The sequence below is a fragment of the Micrococcus sp. H39-S4 genome (genome assembly GCF_027158145.1).
GTDB lineage: Bacteria > Actinomycetota > Actinomycetes > Actinomycetales > Micrococcaceae > Micrococcus > Micrococcus luteus.
The window spans coordinates 252,734-274,969 of record NZ_JAPVLT010000001.1 but is presented as its reverse complement, the minus strand read 5'-3'; the positions used below and the strand labels follow the sequence as shown (position 1 = coordinate 274,969).

Here is a 22,236-nt window from a genome sequence, read left to right as displayed (position 1 = left end):
ATGCGGGTCGTCTTCTTCGACGCGATCCTCGAGTCGCACGTTACGGAGTCGCTGGCGCGCGCGTTCCGCGCGGCCGGCCACGAGGTCCTCTCCACGGGCCGACTCCACCACGGACACCGCTTCAGCACGGACGACGCCCTGGCCCGCACCCTGGAGCCCCACCTGGCCGCCGTCCGGGACTTCCGGCCCGACTGGGTGATCGTCTTCCGACCCGCCACCGCGCCCTGGCCGGTGCTGCGCCTGCTGCGCGGGACCGGGGCCCAGCTGGCCGTGTGGCTGTCCGACGATCCGGTGCTGTTCGAGCACTCCTACGGCCCGGTCATCGACCTCTACGACCTGGTGATGCACTGCGGCGACGCCCGCGTGCTGCGCTTCCACGAGGAGCGTGCGGGCCGCCCCACGGGCGTCAACATCCCGTTCTGGACGGACCACACGGCGTTCCCGCGCGTCCACGGCGCGCTCCCGGCCGAGGCGGACGCCCTGTTCCTCGGCAACGTCACCGGCCCGGTCCGCCGCCGTCGCTACGAGCAGCTCGCCGCCATGGAGAGCCGGGTGCGCATCCACGGCGCCGTCGGCGACGATCCCGCGGGGCTGGGCGGAGGCTACCTCGACACCGACGCCGAGGTGGCGGCCGCCGCCGCCCGGGTGCGCACGGCGCTGAACATCCCCCAGGTCTTCGCCGACCACCGAGGCACGGACACCTGGTTCCCCGGCCTCGACCGGCTCGGCTCCTTCGAGGTGCCCAGCCGCGTGGTCCAGTACGCGGCGCTGGGCCTGCCCACGGTGACCGTGGACCCCACTCGCACCGCGTGCGCCTCCCTCCCCGAGCAGCACGTGGTGCCGGACGTGGCCGCCGCCGACGCCTGGGTGCAGTCCCTCATCCGGGACGACGGCCTCGCCGAGGCCGGGGAGCGCATGGCCGCCCGGTTCGACCGCTCCTTCTGCGCGGCCGCCCGCGTGCTCGCCTTCGAGTCGCTCGTGGCGGACGACTCCTGGCGCCGGCTCGACGCCCAGGAGCGGGCCACCTGGTTCCTGCAGTTCGACGGGCGCACGCGCCCCTCGTCGGCCGACGGCGAGGGGTCGACATCGGTTCCAGCGCCGACGTCGACCCCGGCACCGACCCCCGTGCCGCCCACGGTCGGAGGCGGGGTCGTGGGCCGCCCGACCTCCCTCGTCCTCGTCGCCGCGCAGGCCCCGCCGCGCTTCAGCGCCCTCGACGTCCTGGCACGCGAGCTGCGGGATCGGCGGCCCGAGGCGTCCGTCCGTGTCGGGGCGGAGGCCGCGGACCTGCTCACCGCCCTCCCTCGTCGCCCCGGACGGGCCGACACACACGGGATCGACGTGGACGCCCTCCTGGCCGGGATCGACGGCGGGACCGCTCCCGTACTGGTCTGTGGCGAGGGCGCCTGGCCCGATCCGGACGGGGCCGCCCGACTGCGCGCGGCCGGCGGGGCGAGCATCCTGGTGCTGCGGAGCGAGGCGGTGAACCTGGCGGACCTGGAGCGCTTCGACCTGGTCGTGGGCGTCGGCCCGGCCGCCATCGCCCAGGAGGTGCTGGTGCGGGCCCTCCCCCGCGGGGTCATGGGCCAGGGGCTCGTCGAGTCCGCCTTCCTGGACGCCCTCCGCACGATGCCGGTGCGGCCCGGGGCGGTCGTGGTCGGATCCGCCGGCGACCCCCTCGCCCTCGCACCGGACGGGGTCGGCGCCCCCGACGTCCTCACGCCCCGGGGCGCGGCCGGGGCCGACGTCGCCGCGCTCGCCGAGCTGCTCTCGCGCGACACGGTGCTCCTCGAGCCCACCGTGGCGGGAGCACGCCACATCCCGTCGGCGCTGACCCCCTACGCCCTGTGCGCCGGCGCACACGTAGTCGCCCGGCGCCACCGCTCACCCACCCTGCCGCGCTGGTACCGGGACGAGGTGCGCCGGGCCGCCGACGCCGGGGAGGCCCGTGCGCGACGCGACGCCGACGCCGCGGATCCCGCCCAGGACCCGGGGCTCCGCCTGCCCCGCCAGCGCCGGGCGTTCGCGGCGGCCGCCCAGCTGGACGCCTGGTGCGCCGCCGCGCTCGGCCATGCCGCGGCGCGCCACGACGACGACGTGCCGGCCTCCGCTGCGGTCCTGCGGCCGGAGGGTGCGGTCACCGTGGCTCCCGGCGCAGAAGTGCGCCTCGACGACGGATGGGGCGAGGCCGTCGACCCGGCCCGCGGGGCCGTGCGGATCGCCCTGCGGCTCGGCCCTGACGAAGCTGTTCGTGCAGTCACCCTGACCTCCGGCGGCGCGACCGTCCGCGCCGTGCTCCCCGGGGACTGCTCCCGCGCCGACCTCGTGCTCCGGCGCGCCGACCTGACCGCCCCCGGAGGAGCCGTGCTCACGCTGGCCGCCGACCCCACCGAGCCGCTGCCGCGGCAGGTCCGGCTCACCGTGGCGGCCGAGGCCTCGACGGATCCGGCCCCGCCCGCCGCGGCCCTCGACTCCCCCCTGATCGTGGTGCGTCCCGGCGCGCCGGAGAGGCGCCACCCATGACCGCTCACCCCACCGACCCCCGCCGCATCCTGATGGTGCGGGGCGGGGACCACCGCTGGGTGCGGCACGATCGCGCCCTGCTCCGCGCGCTGCAGCTGGGCGGGCACACCGTGGTGGACCTGGACCTCGGGCGTCACCCCACCGCCGTGCCCACCCCGTTCATGGAGCCGGCGCCCACCCGGCCCGTGGACCTGCGCGCGCTAGACCGACTCGTGGACCGTGCGCGTCCGGACCTCGTGCTCTTCGCGGGCGAGGCACTGCGGCCCGACCCCGCCACCGCCGCCGACCTCCGCGCCCGCGGCGCACGCCTGCTGGGCGTCGCACGCCTGCCCGAGGACGCGACGGACGAGCGAGCCGCCGAGGTGGACGGGCTGCTGGACCTCGTGGGCTCCTCCACCGCCGTGACGCGCCCCCCCGGCGGTCCGGTGACGTACGGGGACCGGATCGCCGAGACCCTCGACGCCCTCCCCGCCCCCCGGAGCCGGCGGACGCCGCCGCGCGTCGTGCTGGTCTCCGGGTACTACGGTGCCGGCAACCGCGGGGACGAGCTGCTGCTGGCCACGCTGGCCCGCACCCTGGAGGAGGGCCTGGAGGACGTCCAGGTGGTGGTGGCCGCCAACGACCCCGCCGCCGTCGAGCGGGTGCACGGCCTCCCGGCGTTCGCCCGCGCGGACCTTACCGCGGCGGAGGAGCACGCCGCCCGCGCGACCGCCGTGGTCCTGGGCCCGGGCGGGCACTGGCACGACTACTCGATCGCCGCCGCCGGGGGCCTCGCCGGCGCCTTCCGGGGCACCCGGGTCTCCCCCGCGCACATGGCCCAGCTGCCGCTGCTCGTGGCGGGGTACGGAGGCCGGGTGATCGTGCACGGGATGGGCGTCGGACCGCTGGAGGATCCCGCAGCCCGGGCGGCCGTCCGGCTCACCGGCCGGGTGAGCCACGCCGTGTCCGTGCGGGACGAGGCCTCCCGCGCGCTGCTGGAGCCGCTGGCCGCGGACTGGCCCGCGCCCGTGACCGTGGCCCCGGACGTCGTCTACGGTCTCGACCTGCCGGAGTGCGCTCCGGCAGGGGCGGAGGACGAGGGCTGGATCGCCGTGAGCCTGCGCCCCTGGGGGGACGACGCCGACCGCCGGCGCGAGCTGTTGCGGGAGGTAGTGGCCGCCGCGGCGGGGCGCGGTCTGCGGATCGTGGGCATCCCGATGCAGCCCACGGACACCGCTCCGCTCGACGAGCTGGGCGCCGTGGCGGAGGCGGAGGGCGTGCCCGTCACGATCCTCGCCGCAGACGCCCCCGACGACGACGTCCTGCGCGCCCTCGGGGGCGCCCGGGCGGCCGTGACGATGCGCCTGCACGCCGCACTGCTGCGCCACCGAACACGGGGGACGGCGGTCGGCCTCGCCTACGATCCCAAGGTGCTCGCGCACTTCGCTGAGCTGGGCCGCGCGGAGGACGCCCTCCCCCTCGAGGTGGATCCGGCGCTCTTCCGCGCGCGGCTGGAGGCCGCCCTCGACAGCGTGCGCCTGCCTGCCACGGCGGCCCTGGCCGTGGCGGAGCGGGAGGCGGCGGCGCGCCGGGACACGCAGCGGCTCGTGGAGATGCTCCGCCAGGCGCCCGTGACGCTGCCGGACCCGGCGTGGGTCCGGTACACGCCGCGACGCTGACGCGCCCCGACGCTGGCCCCCGACGCGGACCCCCGACGCGGACCCGCCGGGGGTCGGCCTTGCCGGGGGTCAGCGTCGGGTCAGCGGTAGGTCACCCGCGGCGCCACTGGCCGCGGGTGTCGATCACGCGCTTGTCGGCCACGCGGTCGCCGAGGTCGGCGAAGGCGGAGTGGTCCACCAGCAGCACCACGATGTCGGCGGCGTCCAGGGCCTCGTCGGCCGCGACCAGGCGCACGTTGTCCTTGCCCTGCAGCGCGGCCGGCAGCTCCGTCACGTGCGGCTCGACCACGAGCACGTCGGACCCGGAGAACTGGCCCGCCAGCTCGGCCGCGATGTTCAGGGCCGGGGATTCACGCAGGTCGTCGATGTTCGGCTTGAAGGCCAGGCCGAGGGCTGCGACGACCGGAGCGCGGCCGGTGGCCTGCTGGACGTCGAAGGCCGCAGCCTTGACCTGGTCGATGACCCACTTGGGCTTGCCGTCGTTGATCTCCCGGGCCGCGCGGATCAGCCGGGCGGTCTGCGGGGCGGCGTCCACGATGAACCACGGGTCCACGGCGATGCAGTGGCCGCCCACGCCGGGGCCCGGCTGCAGGATGTTCACGCGGGGATGGTGGTTGGCGAGCTCGATGAGCTCCCACACGTCGATGCCCTGCTCGGCGCAGATCACGGACAGCTCGTTGGCGAAGGCGATGTTGACGTCGCGGAAGGAGTTCTCCACGAGCTTGGCCATCTCCGCGGTGCGGGTGTCCGTCAGCAGGATCTCGCCCTCGCAGAACGTGCGGTAGAGGTCGCGGGCCCGCTCGGCCGCGCGCCGGGTCGAGCCGCCGACGATCCGGTCGTTGGTCACGAGCTCGACCATCACACGGCCCGGGAGCACCCGCTCGGGGCAGTGGGCGAAGTCCAGCTCGGACTTGCGCAGCTCAGGACGCTCGGCGAAGATCACCTCGGCCATGTGCTCGGTGGCGCCGGGGGGCGAGGTGGACTCGAGGATGACGAGCTCGTCACCCGTCAGCTGCGGGGCCAGGCCGCGGGCGGCGGCCTCGATGTAGCCCAGGTCCGGGGAGTGCCCGTCCTTGAACGGGGTCGGCACGGCGACGATGTAGGCGTCCGCCGCCGGCGTCGTCGTCGAGGCGCTGAGCAGGCCCTTCTCGACGCCGCGCGCGACGAACCCGGCCAGGTCCGGCTCCACGAAGGGCACCGTGCCCGCATTCACGGCGTCCACCGTGCGGTCCGAGACGTCCACGCCGTGCACGCGCACGCCGTTCTCCGCCAGGATGGCAGCCGTCGGCAGTCCGATGTAGCCCAGGCCGATGACGGCCACTGTGCTGATACTGGTCACGGGGGTCCCTTCTAGGTGCGGCGGCACGCCGGGCATGGCGGAGCGCCTTGGATTCAAGTATATGAGGGCCGCTCAGAGCGCGGCCGGGGCGGCAGGACGGCGTCCCTCCACAGGTCCGCCACGACGCGCTCGTCGTAGCGCCCCACCTCGGTCCTGGCCAGGTCGGACAGGGCGGCCCAGTCCCCCTCCGCGTCCGCCGCGTCGAGGATGCGCTGAGCCGCCGCCTGCGCGTCCGCGACGATCCAGCGGTCGTCGAAGACGTCGCGTGCGCCCTCGCGGTCCCAGACCACGGGCACGGCACCGGAGACCATCCCCTCGACGGGCGCGAGGTGGAAGCTCTCCGTCGCGCTCGGCGAGAGCATCCAGCCCACCTTGGTGTACCAGGTGCCCATGTCCGCCCCGAAGGGCTCGAAGGCCACGGCGTCCCGCAGCGGGCCGGCACCGAGCCGCGCGAAGAGGTCCAGGTACCCCTCGCGCTCCAGCGGCTTGCGCCACACATGGGGGTACTCCCACGGCATGCGGCCGCGGATGTGGAGGGTGAAGCGGTCGTCCTCCGCGCGCAGCCGGCCCAGGAGGTCCAGGGCTCGGTCCGGGCGTTTGAGCAGGGGGACGATCCCCACCATGCCGAGCCGGAACCGGCGGCCCTCCCGGCCGGGGCGCGCCAGGTCCGCGAAGGAGACGGCGTTCGGGATGACCCGGACGCGGGAGGGGTCGATGTCGAGGGCGTCGAGCACGTGGCCGCGGTTCATCTCCGAGACCACCACGAGGACGTCGACACGGGAGGTGTCGATGTCCTTCAGCCAGCCTCCGCGCAGCTCGAACATGTGTAGCCGCACGACGAGCCGCTGGTCCGGGCGGACTCGCTGGGAGAACCACACCGCGTTCGGCCCGGCCCACTCGCACACCACGACGTCGGCCCAGTCCAGCAGCTGCTGGGAGGCGGACTCGTCGTGCTCGTGGAGGGTCTCCCATTGGTCGATGCGCAGCTCCACGTCGGGATCGGCCTGCAGCATGTCCACGAGCTCGCCGGCGAACTTGAGGTCGTGGGCGGCCAGCAGGACCTTGGTCCGGTGGCCGGACGGCCGAGCGGACGCGCGGGGTCGCTCCGCGGCGCCCACCCGCTCGAGGATCCGGCGCAGCGCCTCGGCCCGCCGGGTCATGCGGTAAGGCTCCGCCGCCGCCAGCACGTGGGCGGACAGCTCGGCCAGGTGCGGCTGGGCGGCGGCCAGCCGCTCGGCGATCTCCTCGGGGCCGTCCGCCAGGGCGTCCACGAAGAGGGGGTAGTCCCTGCCCAGGAGGTCCTCGTGGATGGTGGTGCGGTTGACCAGCGGGGGCACGCCCAGGGCGCAGCTCTCCAGCACCTTCGTGGAGATCTCGAGGGAGAGGTCGAGCGCCGGTGAGCGCCACCCCAGGGAGACGTGGGAACGGGCCATCGCGGTCATGCTGTCGGCGCGGCTCAGCGCGCCCGTCCAGGTGAGGCCCGGCGCCGGGGAGTCCAGCAGCCCCAGCATCCTGGCGGACCATCCCGGGTGCTTCGGCTCCCGGTGCACCTTGTCCCCCACCATGGTCAGGCGTGCGTCGAGGCCGCGTCCGCGGAGCGCCTCGAGGATCTGGGGCATGCGGTCGGTGCGCCAGTCATGGGCGAACTTGCCCGCGTACACGAGGTGCATCTCGCCCTCGGCGCGCTCCTCGGCCGGGAGGGGCCGCACGTCGTCGGGCACCATCGGGGAGAGCAGCTCGGTGCGCCCCGCCGCAGCGGGCACCAGGGCCTCGAGGACGGCGCGGGCGTGCTCGGTCTGGGCCAGCATGAGCCGGCTGCCCTCGGCCACGCGGCTGACCCGGCGGATCAGGGCGTCCGGGAACCCGCCGCCGATGTAGCCGTACTCGGTGATGTAAGACCACAGCTTCCCCTTGAGGCGGCCCCGCTCGACGAGCTCGAGGCACATCTCGCTGCCGCGGACGAGCACGACGTCGAAGTCCAGCTCGGCGTCGAGCGCCTCCAGGGCCTCGGCCGCGCGGGTGTGGGACATGCCGTCCTCCCCGTGACGCACGCGCGCCTCGTGGACCGTCACGCCCCGCAGCCGGCGCAGGGGTCCGCTCAGCAGGTCCCTCGTCTCCGGGGCCTTGAGCTGCACGTGCACCTGGGCACCCGTGAGCGCGAAGGTCTCGGCCAGGGAGGGCAGCCAGATGGCCGAGCCATCCATCACGTTGAGGTTGACGTCCCCGTAGAGCAGGACACGCACGGCGGACACGTTCGAGGCGGGGATCTCAGGCATGGGCGGTCTCCTCGGCGGCGGTGAGCAGGTCGGCGATCCCGTAGGGCGCGTCGCCCGGATCCTCGGAGAAGTGGACCGGCGCGCGGCGCGATCCCGGGTGGAGGGGCATCAGGGTGGACTGGCGCTGGAGCAGCAGGGCGCCGATCTCGAAGCGCTGGTCGCCGCGGACCACCAGCCAGCAGGTGGCCCCGCGTTGGGAGGCGGCGCGCACGGCGGTCATGAGCTCGAGCAGGAGGGCGACGCCGGATGTGGTGAGGGCGCCCGCCCACAGGCCGGTGAACGCCTCGAGGTCCACCACGACGGTCTCCGCCCGCGTGGCCACGGCCACGCTGGTGCCCGGCTGGAGGGCCACCACGCGGTAGCCGTCGGCCTCGAGGGAGGCGCGCAGGTCGGAGGCGAGGAGACCGACGACGGTCCGGTGCCCGCCCTCGGACCGTCCCGTGTCCACGATCCCGAGGGCCCGTTCGAGCCGGTCGCTCGCGTCCGGGTCCGTGCCGATCGCGGCCGCCCCGCGGCCGGGCACGCCCTTGGCCGCGGTGCTGGCCGCGGCTCCTCCGGCGAGGCCGAGGGCGTCGCGGGCGGTCTCGGCGTCCCTCTTGCCCGCCGCGCCCCACCGCACCCCGAAGACCCCGCGGATCTCCTGGGCGACGGGCTTGGGGAGCTGACGCAGCAGGAGGCCGCCGGTGCGGCGCAGTCGGACGCGTGCGTCCGGCGGGAGCGCGCGGGCGGCGCGCCGGAGGCCGCGCTGGATCTTGGGACCTGGCATGGAGGTGACCTGCTCTCCGAAGGGACGAGGGGACGGACGCGGAGGACCGGGGGGCACCTCGAGGGTAACAGCGCCGGTGGTCTCGCCCCGTGGACGCCGGCAGAACCCCGGGCGTCGGGCGGCGCGCGGAGGACTCAGCGCGTGTCGGCGAGCGCCCGCAGCAGGCGCTCGTACCGCGCGGACACGGCCCGCAAGTCCGCGTGCGCGGCCACCCATGCCCGGGCCCCGGTGCCCACGTCCGTGCGGGCGGGGTCGGCGGCGAGGGCGGCGAGGTGGGCCACGAGGTCCTCGGTCCGCGGGCCCACGACGTCGGCACCGCCGGCGTCCTCGAGGGTGCGGGCGGCCTCGCCCGTGACCATGCCGGTCACGTGCCGGCCCACCGCGAGCACCTCGTAGGTCTTGGAGGGCACGGTGTGGCGGAAGCTGGGCCAGTCGGCGCGCAGGGCGACCACCAGGGTGTCCGCCCACGCGTACTGGGCGGCCACGTCCTCCCCCGCCACGGGACCGAGGATCTCCGCGGCGCCGCCGAGCCGGGCGTCGAGCGCCTCCAGGTCCTCCCGCCGGGTGCCCTCCCCCACGATCCGCACCCGGACGCCCGGGTGGCTCGCGCGCAGGGCGGCCGCGGCCTCCACGAGGCGCTCGAGCCCCTGGCTCTCGCCCATGTTGCCCAGGTACAGCACGTGGAGCTCACCGGCGGCGCGCTCGCGCCGCGGCGCCACGGCCAGGCGGGCCAGGTCCACACCGTTGCCCAGGGTGCGGACCACCCGCACCCCCCGCCCGCGCAGCGTCTCCGCGAAGCCGTCCGTGACGGTCACCACGAGTCGGGCCGCGCGCTGACCGCCGGTCACGACGCGCTCCATCGCGGCGCCCAGCAGGCCCTGGTGCACCCCGGCCTCGTGGGCGAGATCCGGCCAGGCGTCACGCATCTCCAGCACGAGGGGGCGGCGCCAGAGGCGGGAGAGCACGACGCCGGGCACCACCACGGGCAGGGCGGGCACGGTGGCCACCACCACGTCCGGGCGTCGGGTGGCCATCCCACGCGGGATGGCGAGCAGCGCGTGCACCACCGCCTCGGCGAAGCGGCCGTTGCGGCCGGCCTCCCCCAGGGGCAGGCGAGGCGTGGGCAGGACACGTTCGCCGTCGGGCCCGGCGAAGGGGCGCACGCCCCCGGGCGCGACGACGTCGACGTCCCAGCCCGCCGACCGCAGCGCCGCCACGACCGCGCCCCAGCGACGGGCGGGCGGGGTGCGCTCGGGCCGGTAGGAGTGGGAGACGAGCAGGAGGCGGGGGCGGCGCGGCTCAGTCGTCACAGGGGTCCTCCCCGAGGGCGGGTGCGGGCGTGGTGCCGGTCAGCAGGGTCAGCACGGGGGCGGGCCCGCCGGCGGCCTGGGCCTTCTTCTCCTTCGTGGGCTCGTGCTCGTCGACGTAGCGCTGGACGTCGTCGTCGGCGAGGGCGGACCGCAGGTCCGCCAGCTTGTCCTCGTCGAGCTCGACGATGGCGTCGCCGTTCGGCCCCTCCGCGAAGCCCTTGCGAGGCACCGTGAACATCTCGACGTCCTCGCCGCGGACGTCGCGCAGCTGCCACGCGAGCGAGGCGATCACGCCCGACGTGAGCCCCTCGTCCACACCGAGGTGGTCGGAGAACGTGGCGACGACCTCGGTGGTGCGGGCGGGATTGCCCAGGATCTGCGGGCTGAGGAAGCGGTCCATCGCCCCGGCCAGGTAGCGCTGCTGGTTCTTCACGCGGGTGACGTCACCGTCGTCGAAGGCGTGCCGTTCGCGCACGTAGCGCAGGGCGGCGGTGTCCTGCAGCAGGATGTGTCCGCGCGGGTAGTACGAGGGGTTGGCCTGACCGGAGGAGAAGGCCTGCGGGTTGCAGACCTCGACGCCGCCCAGCGCATTCGTCACGCCCCGGAAGCCCTGGAAGTCGACCTCGAGGACGTGGTGGATCGGCACTCCCAGCAGCAGCTCCACCGTGTCCACGGCGAGCGCGTAGCCGCCCGTGTCGAAGGCCGAGTTGATCTTCGCCTCACCGTGGCCGGGCACGGTGACCCACGAATCCCGCAGCACGGACATGACGTAGACCTGGCGTCGGTCCGCGGGGATGTGCACGAGCATCATGGTGTCCGAGCGCTGGCCCATGTCCTGCTCGCCCTCGCCCTCGCGGGAGTCGGAGCCCAGGACGAGCACGTTCAACGGGCCGTTGCCGGCCGCCTGCTCGAGCGCCCCCACGTCCACCGTCTGCCGGTGGTCGTCGAAGGTGCGCCCGAGCGAGCCCGCGTACCAGGCGCCCAGACCGAGCAGCGCCGCGAGCAGGACGGCGAGCACGCCGACGACCCACGGCCAGCGCCGGCGGCGCCGCGCGACCGGCGAGGCGTCGTCGCGCGGGGACTCGGGACGCGGCAGGGGCTCGGGCGTCCAGGACGCGGCCGGGGGATGGCTCACTCGTGTCTCCTGCTCAAGGTCGGGGGTCAGCCCAGTCTACGGACGCCCCGTCAGGCGTCGGCCGCCGCGGCCCGGCGACGGCGCGGCCTGGGCTGGCAGCGCGGGCACAGGTGGCTCGCACGGTTCATGAACGGCTCGCGGACGATGCGGGAGTCGACCCCCTCGGCGGCGCAGCGGCGACACGGCTGCCCGGTGCGCCCGTAGGCCGCCAAGGAGCGGGCGAAGTAGCCCGATCGCCCGTCCACGTTGACGTAGAGCGCGTCGAAGCTCGTGCCGCCCACCTCCAGGGCCCGGCACATCACGTCCTGGACGGCCGCCATGAGGCGCAGCGTGTCCGCCCGGCGCATGCGCTCGGTCGGGCGCTCGGGGTGCAGGCGGGCGCCCCAGAGGGCCTCGTCCGCGTAGATGTTGCCGATCCCGGAGACCAGCGACTGGTCCAGCAGCGCGCGCTTGAGGGTGGAGCGGCGCCGTGCCAGGCGCGCGTGCACGGCCACGGGGTCGAACAACGGGTGCAGCGGGTCCAGGGCGATGTGGGCGGCCGTGGTGGGGATCCGCTCGCCGCCGGCGGCGTCGTCGGGCCGCAGCGCGTCGAGCCACCAGCCGCCGAAGATCCGCTGGTCCACGAACCGCAGCTCGCGGGCGGAGCCGTCCGCCGCGGTGACGGGCAGGCGCAGGCGCAGGTGTCGCTGGTCGGCGGCCCCCGGTTCGTCCACGAGGATCTGCCCGCTCATCCCCAGGTGCACGACGACGGCGTCGTCGCCCTCGGCCAGGGGCAGCCAGAGGAACTTGCCGCGGCGAGCCGGCTCGGCCAGCTGGGCGCCGCGCAGCCGCTCCCGGAGGGCGTCCGCACCGCCGGGGCTGCGACGCAGCGAGCGGGGGTCGAGGACCTCGAGCTCCGCGGCGACGGCGTCCGTGGCCCACCGGGCCAGGCCGCGCCGGACGACCTCGGCCTCGGGCAGCTCCGGCACGGGCTCAGCGCCCCGCGGCCGGCAGGCCCGCCTCGAGGGCGGGCCATGAGGCGGCCGCGGCGTCCCGCTCGGCCTGCTTCTTGGAGCTGGCGACGGCGGAGCCGTACTCGCGCTCGCCGACGACGAGGGTGGCCCGGTAGCGGGGGTCGTGCGCGGGGCCCTGCCCCTCGATCGCGTAGCGGACGGCGCCGAGACCGTGGCGGCTGGCGGCCTCGGCCACGACCGTCTTCCAGTCGGTGCTCTCGCGCAGCAGGTCCGGCTCGTCCAGCAGCGGCACCACGTGGCGGTGCACGAGTGCGGCCGCGGCCACGGCCCCGTGGTCCACGTAGACGGCGCCGATGAGCGCCTCGAGGGTGTCGGCGAGGATCGAGTCCTTGTCCGCCCCGCCGGTGCGGCGCTCCCCCGTGCCCAGGCGCACGAACGGGCCGATGCCGATCCGGCGCGCCACCTTCGCCAGGGCACGCGTGGACACGACGGCGGCCCGGCGGCGCGCGAGGTCGCCCTCGGCCAGGTCCGGGTACACCGTGAAGATGTGGTCGGTGACCACGTAGCCCAGCACCGAGTCCCCGAGGAACTCGAGGCGCTCGTTGGTGGGCAGCCCGCCCTGCTCGTAGGCGAACGAGCGGTGCGTCAGAGCGCGTTCGAGCGTCCCGGCGGTGATGTGCACGCCGAGACGCTCGAACAGCTCTTCTGGCTCGGGCGCGGGCTCAGGCCCGCGGCGAGCCGACGGGGACGCCATCTCAGGCGTCGGCGACCTTGCGGCCCTTGTACTCGAAGAACAGGGGGGTGCCGGCGGCGTCGGTCTTCAGCTCGGCCTGGTGGGGCAGGCGGTACGAGACGCGACCGTTCTCGACGGACTTCACCAGGGCGGGCGCGGTGGCCTTCCACTGCGACCGGCGGGCACGGGTGTTGGCACGGGACATCTTCCGCTTCGGGACTGCCACGACTATCTCTCTTCTGTCTCGGTGATGGAGGTCTCTGAGGTGCCCGCGAGGTGGGCCAGGGCGGCCCAGCGCGGGTCCACGCGCTCGTGGGCGTGCCCCTCGGGCGCGTCCTCGAGGCGGATGCCGCAGTCGGCGCACAGGCCCTCGCAGTCCGGCCGGCACAGCGGCTGGAACGGGAGGGCGATGACCACGGCGTCCCGGAACACGGGTTCCAGGTCCACGGTCTCGCGCACCACGAGCGGCTGCTCGCCGGCGTCGTCCTCGGACGTGCCGGTGAGGTACAGCTCCTGCAGGTCCACGGTGATCCCCTCGTGCAGCGGGCGCAGGCAACGGCCGCACTCGCCCTTCAGGGTCGCGTCCGCGGTGCCGGTGACGAGGACGCCCTCGTGCACCGACTCCAGACGCAGGTCCAGTTCGACGGGGTCCCCCTCGGGGATCCCCAGCAGCGGCGTGGAGACGCCCGCAGGGGCGGGCCACTCGGCCGTCAGCTCGCGCTGGACTCCGGCCCCGCGCGTCAGATCGCGCACGGGGATCACCCACGGCGAGTCGGCGCCGTGGTGCTGGATGCTGTCCATGGTCGCTCCTCTCGGCGGGTGGGACGGCGGGGGTACACGGCCCGTCCGCACGCCCTCTGCGGGGGTGCGATGCGGCCTGGACACGGGTCCAGCCACGACGGACCGACAGCCCATCCTACCGGGTGGGTCCGCCTCGGCCAAAGCCGGCGGCAGCCCGCGCGTCGCCGGCCCGGCTCAGAGCCCGGCGGTGAACTCCCGGAGCCAGGCCCGCAGGTCGGCCCCGAGGTCCTCGTGCCGCGCCCCGAACTCGATGACCGCCTGGAGGTAGCCGAGCTTGTCCCCCGTGTCGTAGCGGCGGCCGTCGAAGACGACGGCGTGCACGCCGCGACCCTCACCGTCCTCCGTGGCCAGCCTCTGCAGCGCGTCGGTGAGCTGGATCTCCCCGCCGCGGCCGGGCGGGGTCTCGTCCAGCACGTCGAACACCTGCGGGGCCAGCACGTAGCGGCCGATGATCGCGAGGGTGGAGGGGGCGTCCTCGCGGGCCGGCTTCTCCACGAGGTCGGTGACGCGGACGACGTCGTCGCCCTCCCCCGGCACGGCCTCCACCGCGGCCACGCCGTAGGCCGAGACGGCCTCCTCCGGCACCTCCATGAGGGCGATCACAGAGCCGCCGAGGCGCTGCTGCACGTCGATCATGCGCTCGAGCAGCGCCTCGCCGTCGCCGATGATGTCATCGCCCAGCAGGACCGCGAACGGCTCCTCGCCGACGTGGCGGCGTGCGCAGTTCACCGCGTGGCCGAGCCCGAGGGCCTCGCCCTGACGGACGTAGTGGATGTCCCCCACCAGGTCCGACTCGTGGATCTGCGCGAGCCGCTTGGCGTCGCCCTTGTGCTCCAGCGCGGCCTCCAGCGCGGGATGGCGGTCGAAGTGGTCCTCGAGGGCCCGCTTGTTCCGGCCCGTGATCATCAGCACGTCCGCCAGGCCCGCACGCCGGGCCTCCGTCACCACGTACTCGATGGCCGGCCGGTCCACCACCGGCAGCATCTCCTTCGGCATGGCCTTGGTGGCCGGCAGGAAGCGGGTGCCCAGGCCGGCGGCCGGGATGACGGCCTTGCGGGTGCGGGGGCGGGAGGGGGGCGGGACGGTCATCGGCGGTTCTCCTGCGGTTGATGCGGTGGGACGAGCGGAGGGGTGGCCCGCGGGCGGGCCGGGTGGGGTCAGGCCCCGCCGTCGAGGCCGCGCAGGACCGCGGCCGGGACGAACTCGGCGACGTCGCCGCCGAGTCCATGGACCTCCTTGATGAGCGAGGAGGACACGTGGGTGTACCGGGCGTCGGCCGGGAGGTAGACCGTCTCGACCCCGGTGAGGTGGCGGTTCATCGCGGCCATCGGGGCCTCGAACTCGAGGTCGGCGCCGCCGCGCAGCCCCTTGACGATCGCGTCCGCGCCGATCTGCCGACAGAACTCGGCCAGCAGGCCCGGGCCCATGGGCCGGACCGCGACACCGGCGAGGGAGGACACCGTCGCCTCGATCATGGCGATGCGCTCGTCCACGCTGAAGCGGTACGTCTTGGCCGGGTTGGCGGACACGGCGACCACCACCTCCTCGAAGAGGTTCGCGGCTCGCGCGATCACCTCGACGTGCCCCATGTGGAGGGGATCGAACGAACCAGGGCAGACGGCACGACGCATGGGTGCCAGCCTAGCGGGGGCCGCGCCGAGCGGCGACGGACGCCCGTCCGGTCCGGCTCCGGCGCGTCACGGTCGTGACGGACGCGGCATGCGCCGCCGTGTGCGGTCCGCGACGATGGGTACAGTGCGGCCATGGACGGAACCCAGCCCACCCCCGGATCGGCACGGCACGACGTCGACGTGGACGCGCCGTGGCGTCGCACGGCGGCGGCCGCGGGCCTGCTCGGTGACGTCGGCCCCGTGCCCACCGTGTTCGAGACGATGACGGGCCTCGCCGTCGAGCACGGGGCCGTGAACCTCGGCCAGGGCTTCCCCGACGCCGACGGCCCCGACGCGCTGCTGCGGCTGGCGGCCGACGCCGTGCTGGCGGGCCCCAACCAGTACGCCCCCGGCACGGGCGACCCCGCGCTGCGGCAGGCCGTCGCGGAGCACCGCCGGCGCCACTGGGGCGTGACGGAGGACCCCGCCACGCAGGTCATGATCACCACGGGTGCCACCGAGGGCATCGCCGCGGCGGTCCTGGCGTTCGTGCGCCCGGGCGACGAGGTCGTCACGGTCGAGCCGTTCTACGACTCGCACGCCGCCACGATCGCCCTGGCCGGCGCCCGGCACGTGAGCGTGCCGGTGGAGGCGCCGGACTTCCTTCCGGACCCGGCGCGGGTGGCCGCGGCGATGACCGACCGCACGCGCCTGCTCATCGTGAACACGCCGCACAACCCCACGGGTGCGGTCTATCCGCGGGAGCTGCTCGAGGAGCTCGTGGCCCTGTGCCGGTCCCGGGGCGTGCTGATCCTCTCGGACGAGGTCTACGACCACCTCGTCTACGAGGGCGAGCACGTCAGCCTGCGCTCGGTCGCGGGCGCCGAGGACATCGCCCTGACGGTCTCCAGCGCGGGCAAGGCGTTCGCCGTCACCGGGTGGAAGGTCGGCTGGCTGACCGGCCCGGCCGAGCTCGTCGGGGCCGCGCGCGCCGTCAAGCAGTTCCTCACCTACTCCTCCGGCCCCGCCTTCCAGCGCGCGCTGGGTGCCTACCTGCCCACCGACGACGCCGAGCGGCACCTCGCCGGCCAGCGCGAGCGGTACCGCGACGCCCGGGATCGGCTCGTGGCGGGCCTGCGCGAGGCGGGCCTGGACCCGGTCGTCCCGGCGGCGGGCTACTTCGTCGTCGTGGACCTCGCCCCGTGGGGTGTGACGGACGCGGCCGAGGCCGCGGTGCGGTGGACGCGTGAGGCCGGCGTCACGGGCATCCCCGTGGGCGCGCTCTGCCGCCCGGACGGGGGCCACCTGCGGTCCTGGCTGCGGCTGGCGTTCTGCAAGTCCCCCGATGCGATCGACGAGGCGATGCGCCGCCTGGCCGATGCGGCCCCACGGCTGCGCGCGCCCTGACCCCCGACGCTTTCGTTGACGAAACGGCGGTCCCCAGAGCATTTTCGTTCGGGAAACGGCGGTCCCCGGAGCACTTGCGTTCGGGAAACGGCGGCCGCCGTGCTCGCGGTTCGGTGCTGAGCACAGTCCGTTCCGCCCTCTCGTCGCCCCAATGAGAACGGGACGAGACGCCGCCGTTTCCCGAACGAAAACGGGCCGAGACGCCGCCGTTTCCCGAACGAAAGCGGGTGGGCGGGGTCAGCGCTCGTCCTGCCAGAGGTACAGGGCGGTCTCGCCGTAGACGCGCACCTCGACCTCCTCGAGGCCGCGCGGCCGGCGCGGCGCCGCGTCCCGGGCCGCCCGCTCGAGCACGAGCAGCCCGCCCGGGGCGAGCCGCTCGGCCGCCGCCTCCACCACGGCCTCGAGCGGGGGGCCGGCCACCGGGTACGGCGGGTCGGCCAGGATCAGGTCCACGGGCGCGGCCTCCGCCGCGAGCGCCTGCTCCACGCTCCCGGCGCGCACGCGCACGACGTCGGCCCCGCGCGCCCGGTTGACCAGCGCGGCGTTCGCGCGGCACGCGGTCACGGCCTTCCGGTCCCGCTCGACCAGCAGCACCGATGCCGCTCCGCGGCTGGCGGCCTCGCACCCCAGGGCGCCGGAGCCGGCGTAGAGGTCGAGCACGGCCGTCCCGTCCAGCCAGTCGCGGGCCTCGAGCCACGAGAACAGGGCCTCCTTGGTGCGGTCCGTGGTGGGGCGCGTGCCGGTGCCGGGGACGGCGGTCAGGGGCCGCCCGGCGGCCGCGCCGGCGATGATGCGGGACATGGCTCAGCCCTTCTCGAGGTAGTCGGCGGCGGTGAGGTGCTCGGCCTCCCAGCGGGCCACCTCGGCGGCGAGCGCCGGGTGGGCGGAGAGCCCCGGGCCGGCCGCCATGACCTGCGCGACGGCGTCGGCGGCCACGGCGATCAGCGGGGCGTCGGCAATGACGTCCACATGGTGCAACCCCGAGGCCAGCCCGGACTGGGCGGCGCCGAGCACGTCGCCGACGCCGCGCTGGGCGAGGTCCTCCTGCGCGATGCGCATGCCGTCCTGCTCCTGGGCCAGGACCTCGAGCCGGCGCAGCGACGGGTGCCCGTCCGGCAGGCGCGTGGCCAGCAGGCAGACCGCCGCCCCGGGCCCGCGGCCCACGCGGCCGCGCAGCTGGTGCAGGGTGGACAGGCCGAAGTCGTCGGCGTCGAGGATCGCCATGACCGTCGCGTTGGGCACGTCCACGCCCACCTCCACGACGGTGGTCGCCACCAGCACGTCCGTCTCCCCGCGCGCGAAGGCCTGCATCGCCGCGTCCTGCTCGGCCTGGTCCATGCGCCCGTGCACGGCGTCGATCCGCAGCCCCGCCAGCGCCGGGAGACCCCGCAGCCGGGGTGTCATCTCCTCCACGTTGGCGTGACCCGGGTCGGCGTCGTCGGGGTCGATGCGCGGGCACACCACGAACGCCTGGTGGCCGGCCGCCACGTGCTCGGCGATCAGCTCCCACACCCGGCCGATCACGCGCGGGCCGTGGGCCATCCGCGCCACGTGCGTGGTGACCGGCTGACGCCCGGACGGCAGCCCCTCGAGCACCGAGAGGTCCAGGTCGCCGAACACCGTCATCGCCACGGAGCGCGGGATGGGCGTGGCGGACATGACGAGCAGGTGCGTGCCGGGGTTGGCCCGCCGCAGGGCCTCGCGCTGGTCCACGCCGAAGCGGTGCTGCTCGTCGACGACGGCCAGGGCCAGCTCGGCGAAGCCCACCTTCTCGGAGAGCAGGGCGTGCGTCCCCACGGCGATCCCGGCCTCGCCGGAGGCCAGGGCCAGCAGCGCCTCGCGGCGTGCGGCGGTCTTGAGCGAGCCGGTGACCAGCGCGACCCTCGTGGCCGGGCCGTCGCCGGCCCCGAGGGTGCCGGCCTCGGCGAGGGGGCCCATCAGGCGCAGCAGGGCGCGGTGGTGCTGCGCGGCGAGCACCTCGGTGGGCGCCACCAGGGCAGCCTGGCCGCCGGCGTCCACGACCTGCAGCATCGCCCGCAGGGCGACGAGCGTCTTGCCCGCGCCCACGTCCCCCTGCAGCAGCCGGCTCATCGGGGCGTCCCGGGCCAGCTCGGCGGACAGCTGCTCCCCCACCGCCACCTGGCCGGGCGTCAGCGCGAACGGCAGACGGGCGTCGAGGGCCTCGAGCAGGCCCCCGGGCCGCGGCGGGCGGGGCACGGCGGGCACCGCCCGCTCCCGGTCCCGGCGCCAGGCGAGCGCGGCCTGGACGAGCAGCGCCTCACGCAGGGCGAGCGCGGTCCGCGCCGGGCCGGTGGCGGCGACGTCGTGCGGGGCGTGCAGGTCCCGGTACGCCTGGGCGGTGCCCGGCAGCGGCGCGTCCAGGTCGAGCGCCGCGGCGGCCTCCGCGCGGATCCGCTCGGTGAGCAGCTCGGGGATCCGTCCCAGGTCGACCGTCTCGAGCACCCGGGCGACGGCGGAGCGGACCGTCCACGACGGCAGCTTCCCCGTGGCCCGGTAGAGCGGGACCGGTCGCACGTCCACCTCCCCCGGGGCGACGTCGTCGTCCAGAAGGGCGAAGTCCGGGTTGTTCAGCGTGATCCGGCCGCGGTACTCGGTGGTGCGGCCCTGGAACATGGCGGTCATCCCGGGGGCGAGGCGGCGGCGGGCGTCGTGGCCGTTGAAGAAGGCCATGGACAGGCTCGCCCCCGGCACGCCGGCCACGGACGGGTCCGCGACGGTGACGTCCACGATGAACCCGGGCCGGCTGTGCATGCGCCGTGTGGTCACCGACTCCACGACGGCGACGACGGTCACCTCGGCGTCGTAGGGCAACGCGGCGATGGGAGTGAGCTCGCCGCGCTCGATCCAGCGGCGCGGCACGTGGTCCAGCAGGTCCCCGACCGTGGTCAGCCCGAGCTCCTTCTCGAGGCGGGCGGGCAGCTTCCCGCCCAGCACCTCGGACAGGGGCAGGTCGGTGACGGGGGCCTCAGCGGCCATGGCACCCGTCCGGTGCGGCGTCTGCCTGCGACGGCTCGGCCAGGTCGGTGACGGCCAGGCCCTCGACGTCGCCGGCGGCCCGCAGGGGGCCGATCGCGTCCTCGGCGCGGGGCACGTGCACGTGGACCCGCCACGGCACCCGGCCGTGCGCGTCACGGGCGGTCCCGACGGGGGCCAGGATCACGGCGTCCCCCACCTCCGTCAGCCGTCGGCGCAGCTCGGCCGCGGCGAGCGGGGTGAGGGCCAGGGTGCCCATCACCTCGACGGCCCCCTCGGCCGACGCCTCCGCCGCGGCGGCGGGCTCGGCCTCCGCGGCGTGGGCGCCCTCGACGTAGCCGGGGAGGGCGGTGGCCAGCTCCTCGTCCACGGGCGTGCCCGTGACGACGGCGCGCAGCGCCTCGAACACCCAGAGCAGCCCGACGGCGCCGGCGTCCACGACGTGCGCCCGGGTCAGCGGGGCGAGCAACGACTCGGTCTCCTCCACGGCCTGCACGCAGTCGGCCAGCATGAGGGTCACGGCCGGGCCGAGGCGCACGGCCGGGTCCGCGTCGCCGGCCACCGCGGGCGTGTCGGGAGCCTGGGTGGACGAGCGCGCGAGGCTGCGGGCGGCCGCGGAGAGCACCGTGAGGATCGTCCCCTCGCGCGGATCCGACAGGGCCTGCCGGGCGGCCCGGTCGGCGGCTCCGAACGCCGCCGCCAGGGCGAACGCGTCGACGCGCTCCCGGCCGCGCAGGGGCTCGGCCATCCCCGCCAGACTGACCGCGAGCAGCATGCCCGAGTTGCCCCGGGCCGAGTCCAGCGCGGCCGCGCCCGCGTGCGCGAGCACGGCGCCGGCGTCGTCCTGTGCGGGGCAGGCGTCGGCCGCGGTGCGGGCCGCCGTCAGCGTGGCGAGCATGTTCGTGCCCGTGTCCGCGTCCGGGACCGGGAAGAGGTTCAGGGCGTCGAGTCGCGGCGCGGCCCGGCCCACGAGCTCCTCCGCGAGCGCGAGCCAGTGCCGTACCAGTGACGGCCGGGACGGCGTGCTCACTGCGCGACGGCCTCCCCCAGGGTGCCGGTGCGGATGCCCTCGCCGAGGCGGGCGATCGCCGCCCAGTCCGGCCACACGACGTCCTCTCCGGTGTCCGTGTAGCCCACGCCCACGGACGGCACCGTGCTGGTCACGATCGGGGCGTCGCGCGCATCGCGCAGGGACCACGCCAGGTTCGCGAGGGTGCTCGAGTCGAGCTCGTCGTCGAGGGTCAGGAAGGGGGCGAACTCCTCGACGGCGGCCTGCACGCGGCTCGGGTCAGAGAGGGTGTCCCGGGAGAGGAACGCGGCCACGATGGCCTTGACCAGGCGCTGCTGGTTCTCCACACGGTCGAAGTCGCTGCGCGGCAGGTTGTACCGCTCCCGCGCGTAGGCCAGGGCCTTGTCCCCGTCCATCTGCACGGTGCCCGCGGGGAAGTCGATGCCGCCGGTCGAGACGAAGGCGCTGGGGTTGTCCACGCTGACGCCGCCCAGGGCGTCCACGAGGCCCTTGAAGCCGGCGAGGTCCACGGCGATCACGTGGTCCACGCGTGCCTGGAACATGTTCTCCGCGGTGGCCACCGTCAGCGGGATGCCGCCGTACTGGTAGGCGGCGTTGACCTTGTGGTCCCCGTGTCCCGGGATCGGCACCCACATGTCGCGCATGATGGACATGACCTGGATCTCGCTGCGGTCCCCGGGCACGTGGACCCACATGAGGGTGTCCGACCGGCCGGCGGAGTCACGGCCCTCCGCGCCCGCGTCCTCGCCGACGAGCAGCACGTCGAGGGCCTGCTCGTCCGCCTTCTCGTCCGCGTCCGGGGCGACGGGGCCCTGGGCGCCTTCGGCGGCCTGGTCCGCGTCCATGCCGGGCGGCGGCGCGGTGGGCTGCTGGGCGGACGCCCCCGCGGCGCCCGGGCGGCCCGACTCGGCGGGGAACGCGCCGCCGTCGAAGCGCTGGGTGTCCTGGTCGATGATCCGGGCGATCCCGCCGACGTACACCGCCGCCGCGATGCCCACGGCCAGCAGCGCCACGAGCACCACCGCCAGGGCGATCAGCCACGGGCGGCGACGACGACGGCGCCGCCCGACGGCGACGTCCTCCTGCGGGGGGCGGGGGCGGGGGTCCGCGGTGCTGCTCACGTGGGCTCCTGAGGCGGGGACGGGAACGGTCCCGCCCATGCTAGGGCACGGGCCCCCGCGGGTCCCGGCGCCGCACGTATCCTGGGCGGATGGAATCCCGCCGTCTGCGTCGTCTCGTGCCCCTCCTGACCGCGATCGCCCTCGGCGCCACGGCCTGCACCGGACGGGTGGCCACGGTGGAGGCCGCGCCCCACGCCGCTGACCCGGCGTGTGCCCCGGCCATGGTGGCCATGCCCGACGCCCTGGGCGACCTCGACCTGCGCCCCACCGACAGCCAGGCGACGGCCGTGTGGGGTGACCCGGCCGCCGTCGTCCTGCGCTGCGGCGCCGAGGTCCCCGGCCCCACCACGGACCGCTGCATCTCCGTGGACGGGATCGACTGGGTCATCCGGGACGAGGACGAGAACTGGCGGATCACCACCTACGGCCGTGACCCGGCCGTGGAGGTGCTGTTCGGCAAGGACCAGGCCAGCTCGGACACCGTGATGGTGGGCCTGTCCTCGGCGGTCGCGCAGATCGAGTCCAGCGGCGGCTGCGTCAGCGTGCAGGACGCCACACCCGTCGGCTGAGACCGGCGCGG

General features: G+C 75.5%; 19 protein-coding genes. 4 read left to right on the top strand and 15 right to left on the bottom strand.

Annotated features, from left to right (window positions below; all coding sequences use genetic code 11):
* Together O3T09_RS01290 and O3T09_RS01285 are read left to right on the top strand one after the other, a co-directional pair.
* A complete protein-coding gene (locus O3T09_RS01290) occupies positions 1-2,523 on the top strand; it encodes a hypothetical protein (RefSeq protein WP_269295287.1) in 2,523 nt (840 codons plus the stop codon).
* Positions 2,520-4,181, top strand: a complete 1,662-nt coding sequence (locus O3T09_RS01285; RefSeq protein WP_269295286.1) for a polysaccharide pyruvyl transferase family protein — start codon at positions 2,520-2,522, stop codon at positions 4,179-4,181. Before O3T09_RS01290 ends, O3T09_RS01285 begins: the two co-directional genes overlap by 4 nt.
* A gap of 91 nt (positions 4,182-4,272) precedes the next feature.
* Here O3T09_RS01285 and wecC read toward each other — a convergent pair whose 3' ends face one another.
* The 11 genes from wecC to coaD all read right to left on the bottom strand — a co-directional run bounded on the left by wecC (position 4,273) and on the right by coaD (position 15,125).
* Positions 4,273-5,520, bottom strand: coding sequence for a UDP-N-acetyl-D-mannosamine dehydrogenase (gene wecC / locus O3T09_RS01280; RefSeq protein ID WP_269295285.1), 1,248 nt, complete (start codon positions 5,518-5,520; stop codon positions 4,273-4,275).
* Positions 5,521-5,573: 53 nt separating this feature from the next.
* Complete coding sequence (locus O3T09_RS01275) at positions 5,574-7,796, bottom strand: glycosyltransferase (RefSeq protein WP_269295284.1); 2,223 nt, start codon at positions 7,794-7,796, stop codon at positions 5,574-5,576.
* Entirely contained in the window at positions 7,789-8,562 is a 774-nt protein-coding gene (locus tag O3T09_RS01270) for a hypothetical protein (RefSeq protein WP_269295283.1), read from the bottom strand. Before O3T09_RS01270 ends, O3T09_RS01275 begins: the two co-directional genes overlap by 8 nt.
* Before the next feature lie 134 nt (positions 8,563-8,696).
* A complete protein-coding gene (locus O3T09_RS01265; protein ID WP_269295282.1) occupies positions 8,697-9,872 on the bottom strand; it encodes a glycosyltransferase family 4 protein in 1,176 nt (391 codons plus the stop codon).
* Positions 9,862-11,007, bottom strand: a complete 1,146-nt coding sequence (locus O3T09_RS01260; protein ID WP_269295281.1) for an LCP family protein — start codon at positions 11,005-11,007, stop codon at positions 9,862-9,864. The genes O3T09_RS01265 and O3T09_RS01260 overlap by 11 nt, the downstream gene beginning before the upstream one ends.
* 50 nt (positions 11,008-11,057) lie before the next feature.
* Positions 11,058-11,975, bottom strand: coding sequence for a bifunctional DNA-formamidopyrimidine glycosylase/DNA-(apurinic or apyrimidinic site) lyase (gene mutM, locus O3T09_RS01255; RefSeq protein WP_269295280.1), 918 nt, complete (start codon positions 11,973-11,975; stop codon positions 11,058-11,060).
* 4 nt (positions 11,976-11,979) lie between these two features.
* Positions 11,980-12,642, bottom strand: coding sequence for a ribonuclease III (gene rnc, locus O3T09_RS01250; RefSeq protein ID WP_020621711.1), 663 nt, complete (start codon positions 12,640-12,642; stop codon positions 11,980-11,982).
* A 73-nt stretch (positions 12,643-12,715) separates the two neighbouring features.
* On the bottom strand, positions 12,716-12,919 hold the full coding sequence (rpmF, locus tag O3T09_RS01245) for a 50S ribosomal protein L32 (protein WP_002856390.1): 204 nt from the start codon (positions 12,917-12,919) through the stop codon (positions 12,716-12,718).
* Positions 12,920-12,921: 2 nt separating this feature from the next.
* Positions 12,922-13,494, bottom strand: a complete 573-nt coding sequence (locus tag O3T09_RS01240) for a YceD family protein (protein WP_002856392.1) — start codon at positions 13,492-13,494, stop codon at positions 12,922-12,924.
* Between the two features lie 174 nt (positions 13,495-13,668).
* The gene (gene galU, locus O3T09_RS01235; protein WP_122054215.1) at positions 13,669-14,583 is read right to left on the bottom strand and encodes a UTP--glucose-1-phosphate uridylyltransferase GalU; all 915 of its coding nucleotides are present in this window, start codon (positions 14,581-14,583) and stop codon (positions 13,669-13,671) included.
* A 68-nt stretch (positions 14,584-14,651) separates the two neighbouring features.
* A complete protein-coding gene (coaD, locus tag O3T09_RS01230) occupies positions 14,652-15,125 on the bottom strand; it encodes a pantetheine-phosphate adenylyltransferase (protein WP_060974363.1) in 474 nt (157 codons plus the stop codon).
* 132 nt (positions 15,126-15,257) lie between these two features.
* On the opposite strand from coaD, the gene O3T09_RS01225 reads away from it, so the two are divergent.
* Positions 15,258-16,511: an aminotransferase class I/II-fold pyridoxal phosphate-dependent enzyme gene (locus tag O3T09_RS01225; RefSeq protein WP_102708330.1), complete on the top strand. Its 1,254-nt coding sequence runs from the start codon at positions 15,258-15,260 to the stop codon at positions 16,509-16,511.
* A 237-nt stretch (positions 16,512-16,748) separates the two neighbouring features.
* Here O3T09_RS01225 and rsmD read toward each other — a convergent pair whose 3' ends face one another.
* From rsmD to O3T09_RS01205, 4 genes are read right to left on the bottom strand one after another with little or no spacing between them, the layout of a single operon-like run.
* Positions 16,749-17,312 carry a 16S rRNA (guanine(966)-N(2))-methyltransferase RsmD gene (rsmD, locus tag O3T09_RS01220; RefSeq protein WP_002856399.1) on the bottom strand — a complete coding sequence of 188 codons (564 nt, stop codon included), beginning with the start codon at positions 17,310-17,312 and terminating at the stop codon, positions 16,749-16,751.
* A gap of 3 nt (positions 17,313-17,315) precedes the next feature.
* Positions 17,316-19,508 carry an ATP-dependent DNA helicase RecG gene (locus tag O3T09_RS01215; RefSeq protein WP_036312904.1) on the bottom strand — a complete coding sequence of 731 codons (2,193 nt, stop codon included), beginning with the start codon at positions 19,506-19,508 and terminating at the stop codon, positions 17,316-17,318.
* Positions 19,498-20,535: a DAK2 domain-containing protein gene (locus O3T09_RS01210; RefSeq protein WP_206481326.1), complete on the bottom strand. Its 1,038-nt coding sequence runs from the start codon at positions 20,533-20,535 to the stop codon at positions 19,498-19,500. The genes O3T09_RS01215 and O3T09_RS01210 overlap by 11 nt, the downstream gene beginning before the upstream one ends.
* Complete coding sequence (locus tag O3T09_RS01205; RefSeq protein ID WP_095347298.1) at positions 20,532-21,656, bottom strand: LCP family protein; 1,125 nt, start codon at positions 21,654-21,656, stop codon at positions 20,532-20,534. Before O3T09_RS01205 ends, O3T09_RS01210 begins: the two co-directional genes overlap by 4 nt.
* A gap of 89 nt (positions 21,657-21,745) precedes the next feature.
* Between O3T09_RS01205 and O3T09_RS01200 the strand changes: the two genes are divergently transcribed.
* Positions 21,746-22,225 (top strand): DUF3515 family protein, encoded by a 480-nt coding sequence (locus O3T09_RS01200; protein ID WP_036312910.1) that lies wholly within the window; start codon positions 21,746-21,748, stop codon positions 22,223-22,225.
* Positions 22,226-22,236 lie beyond the last annotated feature (11 nt).